The organism is Rhodococcus sp. 4CII (assembly GCF_014256275.1).
GTDB classification, from domain to species: domain Bacteria; phylum Actinomycetota; class Actinomycetes; order Mycobacteriales; family Mycobacteriaceae; genus Rhodococcus_F; species Rhodococcus_F wratislaviensis_A.
The window spans coordinates 219,254-234,456 of the sequence record NZ_JACCFE010000003.1; the positions used below are offsets into that span (position 1 = coordinate 219,254).

A 15,203-nucleotide genomic window follows, 5' to 3' on the forward strand; every position below is an offset into this window, starting at 1 on the left:
ACCGGAATCGTCAGCCCTGCCCGCCCGGCTTTTGTGTTACCACGAAGTCGTACGCCGCCTGCGGTCCGAGCAGCTTTATCTCCACCCGGCCCTCCCACCGCTGGGCCAGCTCCCCGACCGCCCCTTCGAGCTCTTCCTGACGCTCGACGTCGGCGAGCACCGCCACCTGCACGGCCTCCTCCTCGTGCGTGGGCTCGCGCATATTGACCGACTCGACGAGATCCTCGAGCGCCTCAAGGGTGGTCTGCGTGTCCTGTTCGCGTTTGGCGACGATCGCGTTGCTCACCAGTTCACCCAGGGCCATCCGCGCGTCGCGGCCGGCGTACTCCGACTTGTCGCGGATCGCGTCCCGCAGTTGCGCGGCCTCCTCGTTCTCGTCGATGATCTCCTGCAGAATCGCCGTCTCCACGTACCGGCCCTTGACGACGTACTGGGCCTTTCCCTCCAGTTGTTCGAGTGCGGACGCGAACTCGTCCGCATGCGCCGACAGCAGTTCCTCCTTCACAGCGTCGGCGTCGCTGAGCACGGCACCGAACCGCAGCGGCAGCACCGGCGCGACCCGGGCCGTCCCGTCCAGCACGTTCGCATGGGCCCGCAGGTCTTCGGGTTTGCCGAGGGCACGGTCCACGGACAGTTCACTGACCAGTGCCGCGATCTCACCCTGCGCGACGACGCTCACCGTGCCGTCCGCGACCCCGGTCGCGTCCTCTTCGGGTTCGAGGTCTGCGGGGACGATGCCGTAGACGTACACCCCGGTGGTTCGCTTCTTCTCCCCCGTACCTTCCTTTTCGGCCTTCTCCAATGCGCCCATCACCTGTCACCCCGAGTCGACTTGCGTGACACCCGTTCCCGTTCCGGTTCTTCCTCTTCGTCGCCGCCGAGGAGGCCGCTGAGCTTGTCCCCCGCCGCTTCGAGCGCACCCTTCGTCTTGTGCTCCGAGCCGCCTGAGACGATTTCGGACAGCCCCTTCGGTTCGCTGCCGATCTCGAGCCGGTTCACCGCCTCCGCGAACCGCAGGTAGGTGTCGACACTCGCGACGACGACGCGGGCGTCGATGGTCAGCAATTCGATGCCGACCAGTGAGACCCGCACGTACGCGTCGATCACGAGGCCCTTGTCGAGGATGGTGTCGATGACATCGGCGAGACTACTCGAGCTGGGTCCACCTGCCGTGGTCATGCCGATGCTCCTCTCCTGCGCCGCGCAGGAGCCTTCTTCGCCGCAGTTCCGGTCGACTTCGTCCCGCTTCGGGTCGACTTCGTCGCGGCCCGGGTCGTCGACTTCGTGGCGGTTCGGGTCGACTTGGTGGCCCCGGTGGACTTTGACGCGGTCCGGGTGCGCTTTGCCGGGGTCCGGGTCGACTTCGCCGCGCCCCGGGTCGACTTCGCGGCGGCCTTACGGGGACGGCGCCGAGGTGGTTCGGGCTCCTCCTCCGCCTCGTCGGGTTCCTCGCCGCTCTCGCCCTCGTCGGTCTCGTCCGCGTCGGTCTCGTCCTCGTCGGCTTCGTCCTCGGGTTGTTCGTCCTCGTACTCGGCGGTGTCTTCGCCCTCGTCGGTCTCGTCCTCGGGTTGTTCGTCCTCGTACTCGGCGGTGTCTTCGCCCTCGTCCTCCGGCTCCTCGCCCTCCCGCTCCTCGTCCTCGTACTCCGCGGTGTCGGACGCTTCGTCCTGCTCGTCCTCGGCGGGTTGCGCTTCGTCCTCGGCCGGTTCCTCGTCGTAGTCCTGGGACTCGTCGGGTTCGACTACCTTGCCGTCCCGGATTTCTCCGCGCCAGCCCTCGATCTCGTCGGGATGGAGGATCGCCTGCGTCATCACGTGGCGTCCGAAGTGCTTCAGTTCCAGGCGCGCTCGTCGTCCCTGCGCCCGCCACAGGTTTCCCGTCCTCTCGAACAATCCCTTCGGGTGATATTCGAGGATCAAAACGATGCGGGTGAGATCGGGGGTCACCTCGTGGAACGTCACCGCCCCGTCGGGGTAACCCTTGGCGCCCTTCGACCGCCACACGATCCGCTCGTCGGGAACCTGCTCGAGAATCGACGCTTCCCACGTTCGGTGCGAGAGGAAGATCTGAGCCTTCCACTCGAGCTTCTCATCCGCCTCCTGCTCCACCCGCTCGACCTTCTTCATGAACGACGGGAAGTCGGCGAACTGGGTCCATTGGTTGTAGGCCAGTTGGACCGGGACCCCGACATCGATCGTTTCGACGATATTGGTGAGCTTGAGTTTCTTGCCCTTACCACCACCGCCGCCACCGGTGACCGCATCCTTCAGGTCGGACGCCTTCTCCTTCACGGTGTCGGTCAGCCCGGAGAGGGGCGACTTGCCGTCACCGTTACCGTCGTCGTTCCCGTCCCCGTTCCCATTCCCATTCCCGTCCCTGTCCCCGTTGCCGTTGCCGGTGATCGCGGACAGCAGGGTGCCGCCGCCGCCCTCGGCGTAGTCGTTGAGCCGGTCGGTGGCGCCCGCCACCTTGTCGGAGAGGGCGGAGACCGCCTTGTCGGTGACGGTGCCGAGCAGGCCCTGCGCGGCATTCTTCAGCGGTGAGACCGACGCGGCCTTACCGGAGGCCCCGGATACGTTCTTGCGCAGTTTCTTCGCCGCGCTGTCGAGATTCGCAGTCATCGCTGATCACTTCCGGGTGCGTCGTACGGGGGTGGAACTCGTGGTCGCCTTCGCACGCGTCCTGCGGACCCGGGCGAGCTCGTCGTCATCGCCGTCATCGTCGTTGGAGGACGACCGGGACCGGCGGGGCCGGGACGTGCCGCTACTCGAGGACCGGCGGCGCGGGGTGGGCCGCCGCCGGGCCCGGGGCTTGTCCTCGGTGTCCTCGTCCGACTCCTCCCCCTCGTCCGACTCCTCCCCCTCGTCCGGCTCCTCATCCGGTTCCTGGTCCGATTCCTCCCACTCGACCTCCGCGTCCTCGTAGTCGTCGTCTTCGGGTTCCTCGTCCCGGCGCCGCGTCGACTTCTTCCCGCCCGCGGTATCGCCGTGCCCGCCGAGCAGGCTCTCACCGGACTCCAGTCGGGAATTGAGGGAGTCGATGCGCTGACTGGCCGCGGTCACCGCGGCCGTCTTCGCCGCGTTCATCAGCTCGTGGCGGACCGTCTTGCCGAGCTTGGCGACCTCGGGGGATTCGGCGAGCAGCTTGCGCCCTTGGTTGAGAAGACCCAACGACCCGCCGGGGGACAATTGTCTGGTCGCCCCGCCGGCGGCCAGCATCAACGCCAACTTCATCTTCTTCGTGCGGCCCAGCATGTATCCCGCACCCACAGCCAACGCCAGCTGAGATTTGGTGGTCATCGCCCAACCCCTTCGTCGAGTGAAAGTGGTGCACCTCGGCGCCGGCGGCGGTCTGTGAGCGATCCTGCCCGGTGGGGGCGCATTTCCGCCGACTACCCCAGGTCGGTGCTGCTCAATCGTCCACCGAACACTCCCCAGCCCTGCAGTCACCGAGCCAGAAGATGTCGACGACGTCGGCCGGCTGCCCTAGCTCGGGCTACCTGACGTGGCCATCGCGGTGCGCCCTTCGCTACCCAGCCGTGCCCGGAGCTCCGTGCGCCGCCCGGGCCCGGTGCGGATAGCGGCCCACCCGACACGAAGCAAGGTCGATCGGTCAAAAATCCGACGGGAGTGGATAATTCGGTTTCGAGCATCCGCCTCGCCCCGCACCTCCGCCGGGTCCCGCCGGCGCCAACGTGACGGTCCCGGGCTCGGCCGGAAACCGGCGTAGCCCCGCCCGGATCCGGGTACCCGCAAACTACGCTGCCCCGCGGCCCGACACGGACCGCGGCAGCGAGTTCCGCTTAGGTCTGGCCTTCGAACCCCTTGGCCGCGGCGGAGCGCCCCGCCGCGCACGGACCGAGGCCGAGTGTTCGCCCACCCCTCCTCGGCCGCGCGCGGCCCACCCGACGTCGAGGTCCAGCGTGAGGGGGCCTTCCCCACGCAGCGCGTGCTGATCGTCCTCCGTTTCGGGCCCTCACCGACGGGGTAGCCCCCGGTCACGGGTGTACTCCCACGGCGAGACGAGGTGCATGATGATCATTCTCGGACTGATCCTGCTCGTGATCGGATTCGTGGCACACATCTCGATCCTGTGGACCATTGGGATCATCCTGTTGGTGATCGGGGTCATTCTCGCGCTGCTCGGCGCCACCGGCCGCGCCGTCGGCGGACGCCGTCACTATTTCTGACCAGGCAAATTCGACACACTGACCGGACCCGGCTGGCAGGGTTCGACGGCTCTCGTCACCGGCCCGGCCGCTCCTGGTTCGCACGCCCTCCCCGCGCGGAGCGGGTCCGCCCCCCACAGGGGTCTCCGAGCACGTCGACGCTGATCGAGTTCGGCTGTACCCTCCGACCATCCGGTCTGGTTGCACGGTTGAGGCACGCCCGCCCGGGTATCCCCTCGCACGGTGTGCACGGGCCTCTACCGAGGTCGAGCCGGAGAACTCGTGCCGCGCGGCGTGAGGTGACGGGTCCGGGGAACGGGCACTGTTCGAAGGACCGGGGCAAAGTGCAGAAGCGGGCGGAAATCACCGGTGAGGCGCTGCTCCTCGCGGCGGCGGTGGAATTTACCCGGGTCTGCTACGCCGATGCCCGGCTGGAGACCATCCTCACCCGCGCGAACGTCAGCAGGGGCGCCTTGTACGACCATTTCGGCTCCAAGGAAGAACTCGCCCGCGCTGTCATCGAGGCCGGCAGTGCCCGGTTCCAGGGCGCGTGCGAACCCCTTCTCGCCCCTCGGATTCCGGCGTTCGAGGCGCTGATCGGCATCTCGTGTCTGTTGCTCGATCCGGTCGTCCACGATGTCACGGTCCAGGCGACGTTCCGCCTGCTCACCGAAATCCGCGACCGTCCCGGTGCCCCGACCCTGCTCGCGACCTGGCTGTCCGACTACCGCGACCTCGCCCGCCGGGCGATCGCCGAAGGCGATCTGCGCGCCGAGGACCCCGACGCTGTCGCTGAACTGCTGGTGGAAACCTTCACCGGGGTCCACCTGCTGGCCGCGGCCACCGGCCACGTCGATGAACTGCCCGCCCGGTGGGCCACCTCCTGGGATCTGCTGCTGCCCGGCCTTCTCGACCCCATCAGACTCGACCACTTCCGGCGCCTCGCGACTCGATACGTGGCCGGGGTTCCCGGCCGTCGCCCGGCACTCCCACCGTCGGTGCCGCCGCATGAGCCGCGCCAGCCGAACAGGGGAAAGCGAAGGAGACCGTCTCCACGGACCCGCCGGCACGGGCGCGGCGAGCCACCGACGGTCGTTGCCCACACAGCGGGCAATTGACGTACCCGGCTCTTCCGGGAGTTACGCGGCAGAGGGCGGCCCTCACCTGATGAGCGCGCTGCCGCTGGTGTTCGGTGGTCCGCTTCCTATCGGGCCAGGTCGACGACCATTCGGGTCTTGCCCAGCACGGCCCGTCCCTTACTGCGGACGGTCAGATCGTTGCGGGCGGTCGCAGCAGCGCGGTCGGGCGGTCTTTTCGCGGAGGTGGAGCAGAGCGCGGACGTATCCGGCTTCGGCCGCCGTTGCAGGTCCGGCACCGCCCCTTCACAGGCGAGGGTGAGGTTGCCTGGGGCGTCGACTTGTTTCCCGTGCCCATGCGGCCAGCCACCCGATCTCCACGGCGGCGTCCAGCAGATACATTTTCGGTATTCGGCCCGCCGGAACGTAGAGGAGGTCGATCGTGAGCAATACCGTGGCGGTGGCCACCCCCAGATCGCGTGCACGCCGCCACCCTTCCGCGGAGTCAGTCGAGAGGATCTGCACGACACCGTTGCCGGTGAGCAGGCCGCCGACGGTGTAGAGCAACCATCGATCGTTCTTTGTCCCGAAGAGTGCTTCGAAACTCCGGCGATGCAGCAGGGGCCACAGGCCACCGAGCATGTTGAACAGTCCGTGCGCGTGAGCGATGGAGTTACCACCTGGAAGGCCACCGCGGTGCCATGTGCCCATGCTCGCGGATACCCGCTCGATCATTGGGTGAATCCGTGTGGGCGGCGGCCGGGTGGCGAGAGATCGGAAGCCCGGCAGGTCTGTCCATCGGGGACGAAGCCGAACGGTGCAGCCCGCAGAGCGGGTGCGGCGGGTGTACGGGCGCCCCGGCACCGGCGTCCTTGAAGGGGCGCCTGGTCTTCGCCGCGACCACCCGGGTGATCCCTGGACGGGTCAGCGGTCTCCACCCCTCCCACTCAGTGACCGGGGGACGGCGGGTATCGGCATGCACAATCGAGGCGGCGTAGAGAAGCGCGAGACGGCGTAGTGGAGCGGCCGTCGACTACGTCCTCGGTGGTAGCGCGGACACCGCCGCAACCCTGTCGTATCGCCGGGTGCCCTTCGCGTCGAAATAGTCACCGCCCTTGCGTTTCGCGTCGCCGGTTCCCCAGTCCCCGTGGTGCGCAGCGGGCTCCATGCGGGGGATGTGCTTGCGGCAGTGAATGTATGCCTCTTCGACCTCCACCATCACCCACCGCTGCGGGATGCGTCCCGGCGCGCAGTCGCCCGGTAGATCCGGCAGTTCGGAGCGCAGTACCTCGTCCTCGACGATCCGCGCCGCACCGTTGATGTGCAGCCCGATCAGATCGTGGACGAAATCGACGAGCACGAGTCCGACGTGCGGGTTCTCGGCGATGTTGCCGAGACTGGCCATCACCCCGTTGCCTCGGTACTCGGGGTAGGCGAGGGTTTTGGGGTCGATCACGTGCAGGAATCCGGGTGCGCCGGCGCGCAAGCTGTTGTCACATTCGCCGGCCGCGTCCGCGGTGGCGACAAACGCGATCTCCTGGCGGCCGACGAAGTCGATCATGGCCGGAGTGAGATGGTCGAGCACCTGTTCGGCGTAGAACCGGCCGGCACGCTCGACGGTGCCGTACCGATGCTGGAGGTGTCGTTCTCCCGCGCTACCGATCTGCCTCATCTGTCTCTCCATTACGGTTCGGCATCATTGGCCGGTTCACCCTACGGGACACACGCGGGTGCGTCGCGCCGCGCAACAACACCGGTGGGAGGGCTGCAACGCGGGCGATCCCGGGGCAGTATCGGTCGGTGAACTGGGCGTACGGTGAATGGATGAAGACCAAATCCCCTCGAGACGTGCTTGCCCACCGGCTGGCCGAGCGGGACGAGTTAGTGGTGGAAATCCTCGAACTCGAGGGCCGGCTGGAGAGGGCCAAACGCCGCCTCGACGAGGTATCCGCCGAGATCGACTCATCCGGGCACATCGAGTAACCATCTCCCTCGGGCGTCAGCACGACGACTTCACTCCTCAGGCTCGAGGGTCGCTTACCGACGCCTCGGCAAGTAGCGGACACCTGCCTCATCCGACCTACGGGCGGTATTCGCGGAGGTGGAGGAGGGGCGCGGACGCATCCGGCCAGGACCACTACGGCACCTGCGGCGGCTGCAAGGATGATCTTTCTCCTGGCTGGCTCTCTCTTAGAACGGGCATTCGTCTGGAAGCTCGTTACTCGCCGATGCACAGTCGCAGCACCCGGCGGGCCGCGGCCTGCACCGAATGATGCGGTGAATCCTGCTCGGCGAGCTCGGACAGAATCACCGCCGCCTGCTCGTCGCTGACCGCATGCGCGGCCATCAACACCCCGATCGCCCGGTCGACCTCTGCTTTCGAACTCACTCCACGGCGCAACTGCGCCAACACTCCCGCCAAGGCCCGGCGACGCCGAGCCTCCGACAACGTTGCCGACACGGTGGTGGTCACCAACTCCAACCCCGCCCACCACCGCGCGTCCTCGATCCCTTCCCCGCCGCTGGCGCGGGTGTAGGCGCCGACCACCCCGACCACCTTCTGATCGGGATCGCCGTCCGCGAACACCGGCACTGCCACCGCCTCGCCGAAGCCGGCCTCCCGTGCGGCCGCGGTGAACGCCGGCCATGCCTGGGCATACTCACCGATCCGCGCCTGCACCCGGCGCCGCTCATGAGCGGCCCGCTCCCCCGGCCCGGCACCGGCAGCGTACTGCGCCTGCTCCACCACCCGCACCGTCTCATCGGTGACCACACAACGCGGCCGCCCCACTCCCAACCCTGTCACCGACACCACCGCATCGACACCACCGACAGTGCGCAGGACCACCGAAGCCGATGCACACACCCGCTCGAGGGTGCGGTCGAGAACCTCGTCCGGGACCGGCACCGCACACCCCGCGAGAGCGACCAGCGCCGCGGTCATCGCATCCGAGGACACCACACCACCGGCCGGCACCACCGTCGGGGACGGGCCGGTAGTCCGGAAACGTTGTGACGTCATCGCTTTCACCCCGACACTCGCGCGTGTACCTTCGGCCGGGAACGGAAAGGCGATTACCCACCCCGCACGCCCCGGAAAACAGTGCCGCACTATGGGAAAGAGACGACACCGGCATCTCCCCACGCATACCCCATCACACGACTACCCCAAACGCATCGACCCCTCAACGCCACACAGCCACTGGCGATGGTCTCGGCGGAGGTGCGGCGAGGGTGGTCGCCGGGCGGGTGTAGTGGTTGCTCGGAGTCACCGATACTGCCTAAACCGCAGGTAAAGATAGGTTTACGTGCTGCCCGGCGGGGTGCGGGCAGGCGTCGGTGGGAGCCAGGGTTTGGCCGGTGGTCGAGTCGGGGTCAGCGTGCGCCGGGGGTGTAGGGGATGGTGGCGGCGCTGTTCTCGTCGACGTTGATGGTGCGGCCCAGTTGCGGGAAGGCCCGCTGGGCGCAGTTGGGGCGCTCGCACACCTTGCAGCCGGCGCCGATCGGGACGGCCGCGGTGGGGTCGTCGACGTGCAGGCCGTGCGAGTAGACGAGTTTGCTGGCGTAGGTGAGGTCGCAGCCGAGGCCGATGGCGAAGTCCCGTTTCTGGGAGAGGTAGCCGGGGGTGGACTCGTCGGTGGTGCGGGCCAGCCACAGATAGCTACGGCCGTCGGGCATCTGGGCGATCTGGGTGCGGATCCGACCCGGGGTGGCGAACGCCTCGTGTACCACCCACAGTGGGCAGCTGCCGCCGACGCGGGAAAAGTGGAAGGCGGTGGCGGACTGGCGTTTGGAGATGTTGCCGGCGCGGTCGGTGCGGACGAAGAAGAACGGCACCCCACGCCGGCCGCGGCGTTGCAGGGTGGACAGGCGGTGGCACACCGTTTCGAAGCCGACCTCGAACTTCATGCCGAGCAGGTCGATGTCGTAGCGCAGCGCTTCCGCGGCGGTCAGGAAGTGGGTGTAGGGCAGGATCAGGGCGCCGGCGAAATAGTTGGCGAGCCCGACCCGGGCCAGGGCCCGGGACTGGTCGGGCAACGATTCCGCCCGGGTGACGATGGTGTCGATCGTCTCGGCCTGGGTGAGGAAGGCGAGCTGGGTGGCGAGCTGGAAGGCCCGCTGGCCCGGGGACAGGCGCCTGGCCAGGGTCAGGATCCTCGCGGCCGGGTCGAAGGTCCGTTTGGGGCCGGGCCGGGCCGGGTCGTCGGTGCGGATGGACACGGTGATCCCGTGCTCGTCGGCCAATAACCGGCTCAGCTGCAGATCCAACCCGCCGAGGGTCAAACCCCGTGAGGTGAACAGGTTTTCGGCGGCGGTGTCGAGGGCGGGGATGTGGTTGCGCTGGTCGTAGAAGAAGTCGCGGACGTCCTCGTAGGGCATCGCCGTCGACCGGTCCGGTAGTTGGCCATCGATGCCGGAGGAGAACTGCTCGAGTTGTTCGGTGGCGCCGCGCAGGCGGCGGTGCAACCCCACCAAGACCCGGGCGGCGTCCGGGACCCGGGAGATGAGTTCGTCGATGTCGGTGGCGGAGATGTCGGCGGCGTCCGGGTTCTCCCCGAACACCTCCTGCAGGTCGGCGAGCAGCCGGGCGTCGGTGTCGGCGGCGAAGAATCCCATGTCGAGATCGAGTTCGGAGTTCAGCTTCAACAGGACCTGAACCGTCAGCGGGCGTTGGTCGTTCTCGAGCTGGTTGAAGTAACTCGTCGACAACCCGAGGGTCTTCGCGAGCGCGGACTGGGTCAGCCCGCGCTCCTCCCGCAGCCGGCGCAGACGAGCGCCCGCGTACATCTTCTGCATGCCCGAAATGTAGCACCACCGGGTTACGCAATGTTCGCAATATTGCAGGTTTCGGTCCGCAAAAATCGGCATCTGCAAGGCATTTTGCTGATCACGGCAGCTGTGTAGCGTGCGAAAGCGAGACAGCTCAACGATGCCGGAGGACCGACTGTGAAGACCCATCTCGTACGCACCCACCGCTCCGCCGAGGACTTCCCGCGCGAGGAGCACCTGGCGTTCAAGATCGCCGAGGTCGCCACCGACCCGGTCGAGGTGCCGGCCGAGACCGCGGAGATGATCGTCAACCGGATCATCGACAACGCCGCCGTCGCCGCGGCCTCCCTGACCCGCCGCCCGGTGTCCAACGCCCGGGCGCAGGCGCAGTCGCATCCCTACAGCCAGTCGTCATCGAACAAGGACGGGTCGACTGTGTTCGGGATCGATGGCACCTTCTCGCCCGAGTGGGCGGCCTGGGCCAACGGGGTCGCGGTCCGCGAACTCGACTTCCACGACACCTTCCTCGCCGCCGAGTACTCACATCCCGGCGACAACATCCCGCCGATCCTCGCCGTCGCCCAGCACACCGGCCGGTCCGGCGCCGACCTGATCCGCGGCCTGGCCACCGGCTACGAGATCCAGATCGACCTGGTCCGCGCAATCTGCCTGCACGAGCACAAGATCGACCACGTCGCCCACCTCGGCCCCTCGGCCGCGGCCGGGATCGGCACCCTCCTGGGCCTGGGCACCGACACCGTCTATCAGGCGATCGGGCAGGCCCTGCACACCACCACCGCCACCCGCCAGTCCCGCAAGGGTGAAATCTCGTCGTGGAAGGCCTACGCCCCCGCGTTCGCCGGGAAGATGGCCGTCGAGGCCGTCGACCGGGCACTGCGCGGCGAGGGTGCACCGTCCCCGATCTGGGAGGGCGAGGACGGTGTCATCGCCTGGCTGCTCGGCGGACCGAACGCCGAATACCAGGTGCCGCTGCCCGGCCCCGGCGAGGCCAAGCGGGCGATCCTCGACAGCTACACCAAGGAACACTCGGCCGAATACCAGAGCCAGGCCCCCATCGACCTCGCCCGCCGGATGCGCGACCGTATCGGCGACCTGGACCAGATCGCGTCGATCGTGCTGCACACCAGCCACCACACCCACGTCGTGATCGGCACCGGCTCGAACGACCCGCAGAAGTTCGACCCCACCGCGTCGCGGGAAACCCTGGATCACTCGGTGATGTACATCTTCGCGGTCGCTCTGCAGGACGGCACCTGGCACCACGAACGCTCCTACGCCCCCGAACGGGCCCAGCGCCCCGACACGATCGAGTTGTGGAACAAGATCTCCACCGCCGAGGACCCGGAGTGGACGCGTCGCTACCACTCCACCGACCCGGACGAGAAGGCATTCGGCGCCCGCGCCGAAATCACCCTCAAGAGCGGTGAAGTGATCGTCGACGAACTCGCGATCGCCGACGCACACCCCCTCGGCGCCCGCCCGTTCGCCCGCGAGCAGTACATCGCGAAGTTCCGCACCCTCGCCGACGGCGTGATCGCCCCGGCCGAGCAGGACCGCTTCCTCGCCGCCGCCGCCCGCACCCCGGAACTTGCGGCCGGGGAACTCAGCCAGCTCACCTTCACCGTCACCGATGACGTCCTCGCCCGGGCACCGAAGTCGCCGAAGGGACTGTTCTGATGACCGGACTCATCGCCTCGTCCACCTCCGCCGCCGACAAACGCATCGCCTTCCGAGCCGGCCTGTCCTCGGGCACGATCCAACGCCTGCCCGGCGCGATCAACCCGCTCACCGCGAAGCTGATCCAGGAGATCGGATTCGAAGGCGCCTACGTCTCGGGCGGTGCGTTCTCGGCCGCACTGGGTCTGCCCGACATCGGCCTGACCACCCTGACCGAGGTCGCCGCGCACAGCGCGCAGATCGCCCACGTCACCGACCTGCCGGTGCTGGTCGACGCCGACACCGGGTTCGGGGAACCGATGTCCGCGGCCCGCACGGTCACCGTGTTCGAGGACGCCGGTCTCGCTGGCCTGCACCTCGAGGACCAGGTCAACCCGAAACGCTGCGGGCACCTCGACGGCAAGGCCATCGTGCCCACCGAGGACATGGTCCGCCGGCTGCGGGCCGCCGTGGCCGCGCGCCGGGACCCGAACTTCGTGATCTGCGCCCGCACCGACGCCGCCGGCATCGACGGAATCGACGCCGCGATCGAGCGGGCCAAGGCCTACGCCGAGGCGGGGGCCGACCTGATCTTCACCGAGGCCCTCCGCGCCGAGGCCGACTTCGAAAAGTTCCGGGCGGCGGTGGATATCCCGTTGCTGGCGAACATGACCGAATTCGGCAAGTCGCAGCTGATTCCGGCGAAGACCCTCGAGTCGATCGGATTCAACGCCCTCATCTACCCGGTGACCACACTCCGGCTGGCGATGGGCGCGATCGAGACCGGCCTGCGCGAGATCCACGACACCGGCACCCAGGAAGGGTTGCTCGGCCAGATGCAGACCCGCTCCCGCCTGTACGAGCTGCTCGAGTACGAGCGGTACAGCGAGTTCGATTCCGGAGTTTTCAACTTCACTCTCTCCAGGAGCCAGTGATGACCGACACCGCGATCCCCACCATCTACAAGGGCCTGGCCGGCGTCGTCGTCGACACCACCGCCATCTCCAAGGTGGTGCCCGAGACCAACTCGCTGACCTACCGCGGCTACGCCGTGCAGGACCTGGCCGCGCACTGCAGCTTCGAGCAGGTCGCCTACCTGCTGTGGAACGGGGAGCTGCCCACCGACACCCAGCTCGCCCTGTTCTCCCAGCGCGAGCGCGCCGCCCGCCGCGCGGACCGTTCCCTGCTCTCGTTGGTGACGAAGATGCCCGACAACTGCCACCCGATGGATGTGGTGCGCACCGCGATCAGCTACCTCGGCGCCGAGGACCCGGCAGAGGACGACAATTCCCCGGCCGCCAACCGCACCAAAGCTTTGCGGATGATGGCGGTGCTGCCGACCATCGTGGCCGCCGATCACCGCCGCCGCCGCGGCCTCGATCCCATCGCTCCGCACAGCCATTTGGGGTTCGCGGAGAATTTCCTGAACATGTGCTTCGGGGAGGTGCCGCCGCCGGAGCTGGTCAAGGCGTTCGAGGTGTCGCTGATCCTGTACGCGGAGCACAGTTTCAACGCCTCCACCTTCGCCGCCCGGGTGGTGACCTCGACCCTGTCCGATATCTACAGTGCCGTGACCGCGGCGATCGGGGCGCTCAAGGGTCCGCTGCACGGCGGCGCCAACGAGGCCGTCATGCACGACATGCTCGAGATCGGCGACCCGGACCGCGCCGAGGCGTGGCTGCTCGGCAAGCTCGCCGCCAAGGACAAGGTGATGGGTTTCGGGCACCGGGTCTACAAGAACGGTGATTCCCGCGTCCCCACCATGAAGGCGGCCCTGCTCGACGTTGCCGCCCACACCGGCGGTGGGAAGTGGGTGCAGATGTACGAGATCCTGGAGAAGACGATGGCCGGCGCCACCGGTATCAAACCGAACCTCGACTTCCCCACCGGGCCGGCGTATTACCTGATGGGCTTCGACATCGAGGTGTTCACCCCGATCTTCGTGATGAGCCGGATCACCGGGTGGACCGCCCACATCATCGAGCAGGGCGAATCCAACGCCCTGATCCGGCCGCTCAGCGAATACGACGGCGTTCCGCAGCGTTCCGTCGTCGCCTGAGCCCCTAAAGTCTGCGTCCCGGGGTCAGCCGCGTGGGCATCACCGTCTCCTGACCCCGGGGCGCACCCAACCCCCTGTGGTCCCGCACCCGCGGGCTGTGGGCCGCCGGCGTCTGTGACCGGTTCCTCAGTCGTCGCCGGCGTCTGTGACCGGTTCCTCAGTCGTCGCCGGCGACTGGCGGGTGAGCGCCGTATATGGTGGCCGAGGCCGTCCGTACGGCCACGATCGGCGAGGGAACCCGGTGCGAATCCGGGACTGACGCGCAACGGTAACGAACCTTCATGGTCGGAGTCCGACTACTCACCGATCGAGTTCGGTGATCCTCGGCTCCGCGACTGGGCCCTGACGAAGGAGTTCAACGCTTCATGCGCACGTCCTGGCGGTACCTCGGTGCCACTGTCACTGCCGCTTCGGTCCTGCTCGTTTCCGGATGTTCGTCCACGGCGGACGAATCGGCACCGGAGACGGCCTCGGAGTCATCCGCCTACCCGATGACCATCGAGAACTGCGGCCACCCGGTCACGCTCGACGCACCCCCGCAACGTGCGGTCTCCCTGAACCAGGGCTCCACCGAGATCCTGCTCTCGCTGGGCCTGGCGAACCGGATGGTCGGCACCGCGACCTGGACCGACCCGGTCCGCGAGAACCTGGCCGCCGACAACGCCCGCGTTCCGCGGTTGGCCGACAACAAGCCGTCCTTCGAGGTGGTACTCGACACCGAACCCGACTTCGTGACGGCGTCGTTCGGCGGCACCCTCGGACCGGGCGGTGTCGCCGACCGCGACCAGTTCGACCAGCTCGGTGTGCCCAGCTACCTGTCCCCGACCGACTGTGACGGCAAGACGGACGAGAGCGTCAACGCGGACGGTGCCCGCACCGAACTCCTGCGCATCGACACGGTGTACAAGGAGATCCGCGAACTCGCCGCCATCTTCGACGTCCGTGACCGCGGCGAGGCGTTTGTCGCGGAATTGCAGCAGCGGTTCGAGGCGGCCTCGGGAACGGTGAACGCCGCCGGGGTGTCGCTGGCGTACTGGTTCGCCGACACCAAGACCCCGTACATGGCGGGCTGCTGCGGCTCGTCCGGGATCATCACCAACTCGGTGGGCGCCCAGAACATCTTCTCCGACACCACCGACGAGTGGCCGCAGGTGAGCTGGGAGAGCGTGCTCGACCGCGACCCCACCGCCCTCGTCCTCGCCGACCTCAGCCGCCGCAGCATCGACGGCGACGCCCTCGACAGCAAGATCGCGTTCCTCGAGTCGAACCCGGTGACGCAGCGGCTCACCGCAGTCCGCGACCAGCGGTACATCGTGGTCAACGGCGCCGACCTGAACCCGTCGATCCGCACCGTCGACGGCGTGGAGAAGACGGCGGCCGCGCTGAAGCAGTGGGGACCGGCCCGCTGACCGCGACCGCGACGCGGCGCGAATCCCGACCGACTCGGACGAAG

General features: G+C 68.0%; 15 protein-coding genes and 1 riboswitch. Of the genes, 7 read left to right on the forward strand and 8 right to left on the reverse strand.

Annotated features, from left to right (window positions below; genetic code table 11):
* Window positions 1–10: 10 nt before the first annotated feature.
* From H0B43_RS37760 to H0B43_RS37775, 4 genes are read right to left on the reverse strand one after another with little or no spacing between them, the layout of a single operon-like run.
* Window positions 11–811: a GvpL/GvpF family gas vesicle protein gene (locus H0B43_RS37760; protein WP_185730241.1), complete on the reverse strand. Its 801-nt coding sequence runs from the start codon at window positions 809–811 to the stop codon at window positions 11–13.
* Entirely contained in the window at window positions 811–1,179 is a 369-nt protein-coding gene (gene gvpJ / locus H0B43_RS37765) for a gas vesicle protein GvpJ (protein ID WP_185730240.1), read from the reverse strand. The genes H0B43_RS37760 and gvpJ overlap by 1 nt, the downstream gene beginning before the upstream one ends.
* Window positions 1,176–2,621: an SRPBCC family protein gene (locus H0B43_RS37770; protein ID WP_185730239.1), complete on the reverse strand. Its 1,446-nt coding sequence runs from the start codon at window positions 2,619–2,621 to the stop codon at window positions 1,176–1,178. The genes gvpJ and H0B43_RS37770 overlap by 4 nt, the downstream gene beginning before the upstream one ends.
* A gap of 6 nt (window positions 2,622–2,627) precedes the next feature.
* Entirely contained in the window at window positions 2,628–3,299 is a 672-nt protein-coding gene (locus tag H0B43_RS37775; protein WP_185730238.1) for a hypothetical protein, read from the reverse strand.
* Window positions 3,300–4,033: 734 nt separating this feature from the next.
* On the opposite strand from H0B43_RS37775, the gene H0B43_RS37780 reads away from it, so the two are divergent.
* Together H0B43_RS37780 and H0B43_RS37785 are read left to right on the forward strand one after the other, a co-directional pair.
* Entirely contained in the window at window positions 4,034–4,189 is a 156-nt protein-coding gene (locus H0B43_RS37780; RefSeq protein WP_252190355.1) for a DUF6131 family protein, read from the forward strand.
* Window positions 4,190–4,512: 323 nt separating this feature from the next.
* Complete coding sequence (locus H0B43_RS37785) at window positions 4,513–5,286, forward strand: TetR/AcrR family transcriptional regulator (RefSeq protein ID WP_185730237.1); 774 nt, start codon at window positions 4,513–4,515, stop codon at window positions 5,284–5,286.
* Between the two features lie 264 nt (window positions 5,287–5,550).
* Here the strand turns inward: H0B43_RS37785 and H0B43_RS37790 are convergent, their stop codons facing one another.
* Both H0B43_RS37790 and H0B43_RS37795 read right to left on the reverse strand, forming a co-directional pair.
* Complete coding sequence (locus H0B43_RS37790) at window positions 5,551–5,979, reverse strand: hypothetical protein (RefSeq protein WP_213016528.1); 429 nt, start codon at window positions 5,977–5,979, stop codon at window positions 5,551–5,553.
* A gap of 298 nt (window positions 5,980–6,277) precedes the next feature.
* Window positions 6,278–6,916 carry a pyridoxamine 5'-phosphate oxidase family protein gene (locus H0B43_RS37795; protein WP_185730236.1) on the reverse strand — a complete coding sequence of 213 codons (639 nt, stop codon included), beginning with the start codon at window positions 6,914–6,916 and terminating at the stop codon, window positions 6,278–6,280.
* A gap of 152 nt (window positions 6,917–7,068) precedes the next feature.
* Here H0B43_RS37795 and H0B43_RS37800 point away from each other — a divergent pair, with 152 nt between their 5' ends.
* The gene (locus tag H0B43_RS37800) at window positions 7,069–7,227 is read left to right on the forward strand and encodes a hypothetical protein (RefSeq protein ID WP_185730235.1); all 159 of its coding nucleotides are present in this window, start codon (window positions 7,069–7,071) and stop codon (window positions 7,225–7,227) included.
* Between the two features lie 235 nt (window positions 7,228–7,462).
* Here the strand turns inward: H0B43_RS37800 and H0B43_RS37805 are convergent, their stop codons facing one another.
* Together H0B43_RS37805 and H0B43_RS37810 are read right to left on the reverse strand one after the other, a co-directional pair.
* Entirely contained in the window at window positions 7,463–8,266 is an 804-nt protein-coding gene (locus H0B43_RS37805; RefSeq protein ID WP_185730234.1) for a GAF and ANTAR domain-containing protein, read from the reverse strand.
* 353 nt (window positions 8,267–8,619) lie between these two features.
* A complete protein-coding gene (locus H0B43_RS37810) occupies window positions 8,620–10,041 on the reverse strand; it encodes a short-chain fatty acyl-CoA regulator family protein (protein WP_185730233.1) in 1,422 nt (473 codons plus the stop codon).
* 150 nt (window positions 10,042–10,191) lie between these two features.
* Between H0B43_RS37810 and prpD the strand changes: the two genes are divergently transcribed.
* The 4 genes from prpD to H0B43_RS37830 all read left to right on the forward strand — a co-directional run bounded on the left by prpD (window position 10,192) and on the right by H0B43_RS37830 (window position 15,159).
* A complete protein-coding gene (prpD, locus tag H0B43_RS37815) occupies window positions 10,192–11,712 on the forward strand; it encodes a 2-methylcitrate dehydratase PrpD (protein WP_185730232.1) in 1,521 nt (506 codons plus the stop codon).
* Window positions 11,712–12,626: a methylisocitrate lyase gene (gene prpB, locus H0B43_RS37820; protein WP_185730231.1), complete on the forward strand. Its 915-nt coding sequence runs from the start codon at window positions 11,712–11,714 to the stop codon at window positions 12,624–12,626. The genes prpD and prpB overlap by 1 nt, the downstream gene beginning before the upstream one ends.
* Window positions 12,626–13,750, forward strand: a complete 1,125-nt coding sequence (locus H0B43_RS37825; protein WP_185730230.1) for a bifunctional 2-methylcitrate synthase/citrate synthase — start codon at window positions 12,626–12,628, stop codon at window positions 13,748–13,750. Before prpB ends, H0B43_RS37825 begins: the two co-directional genes overlap by 1 nt.
* 190 nt (window positions 13,751–13,940) lie before the next feature.
* Window positions 13,941–14,073: riboswitch (cobalamin riboswitch) on the forward strand.
* A 42-nt stretch (window positions 14,074–14,115) separates the two neighbouring features.
* Window positions 14,116–15,159 carry an ABC transporter substrate-binding protein gene (locus H0B43_RS37830; RefSeq protein WP_185730229.1) on the forward strand — a complete coding sequence of 348 codons (1,044 nt, stop codon included), beginning with the start codon at window positions 14,116–14,118 and terminating at the stop codon, window positions 15,157–15,159.
* Window positions 15,160–15,203 lie beyond the last annotated feature (44 nt).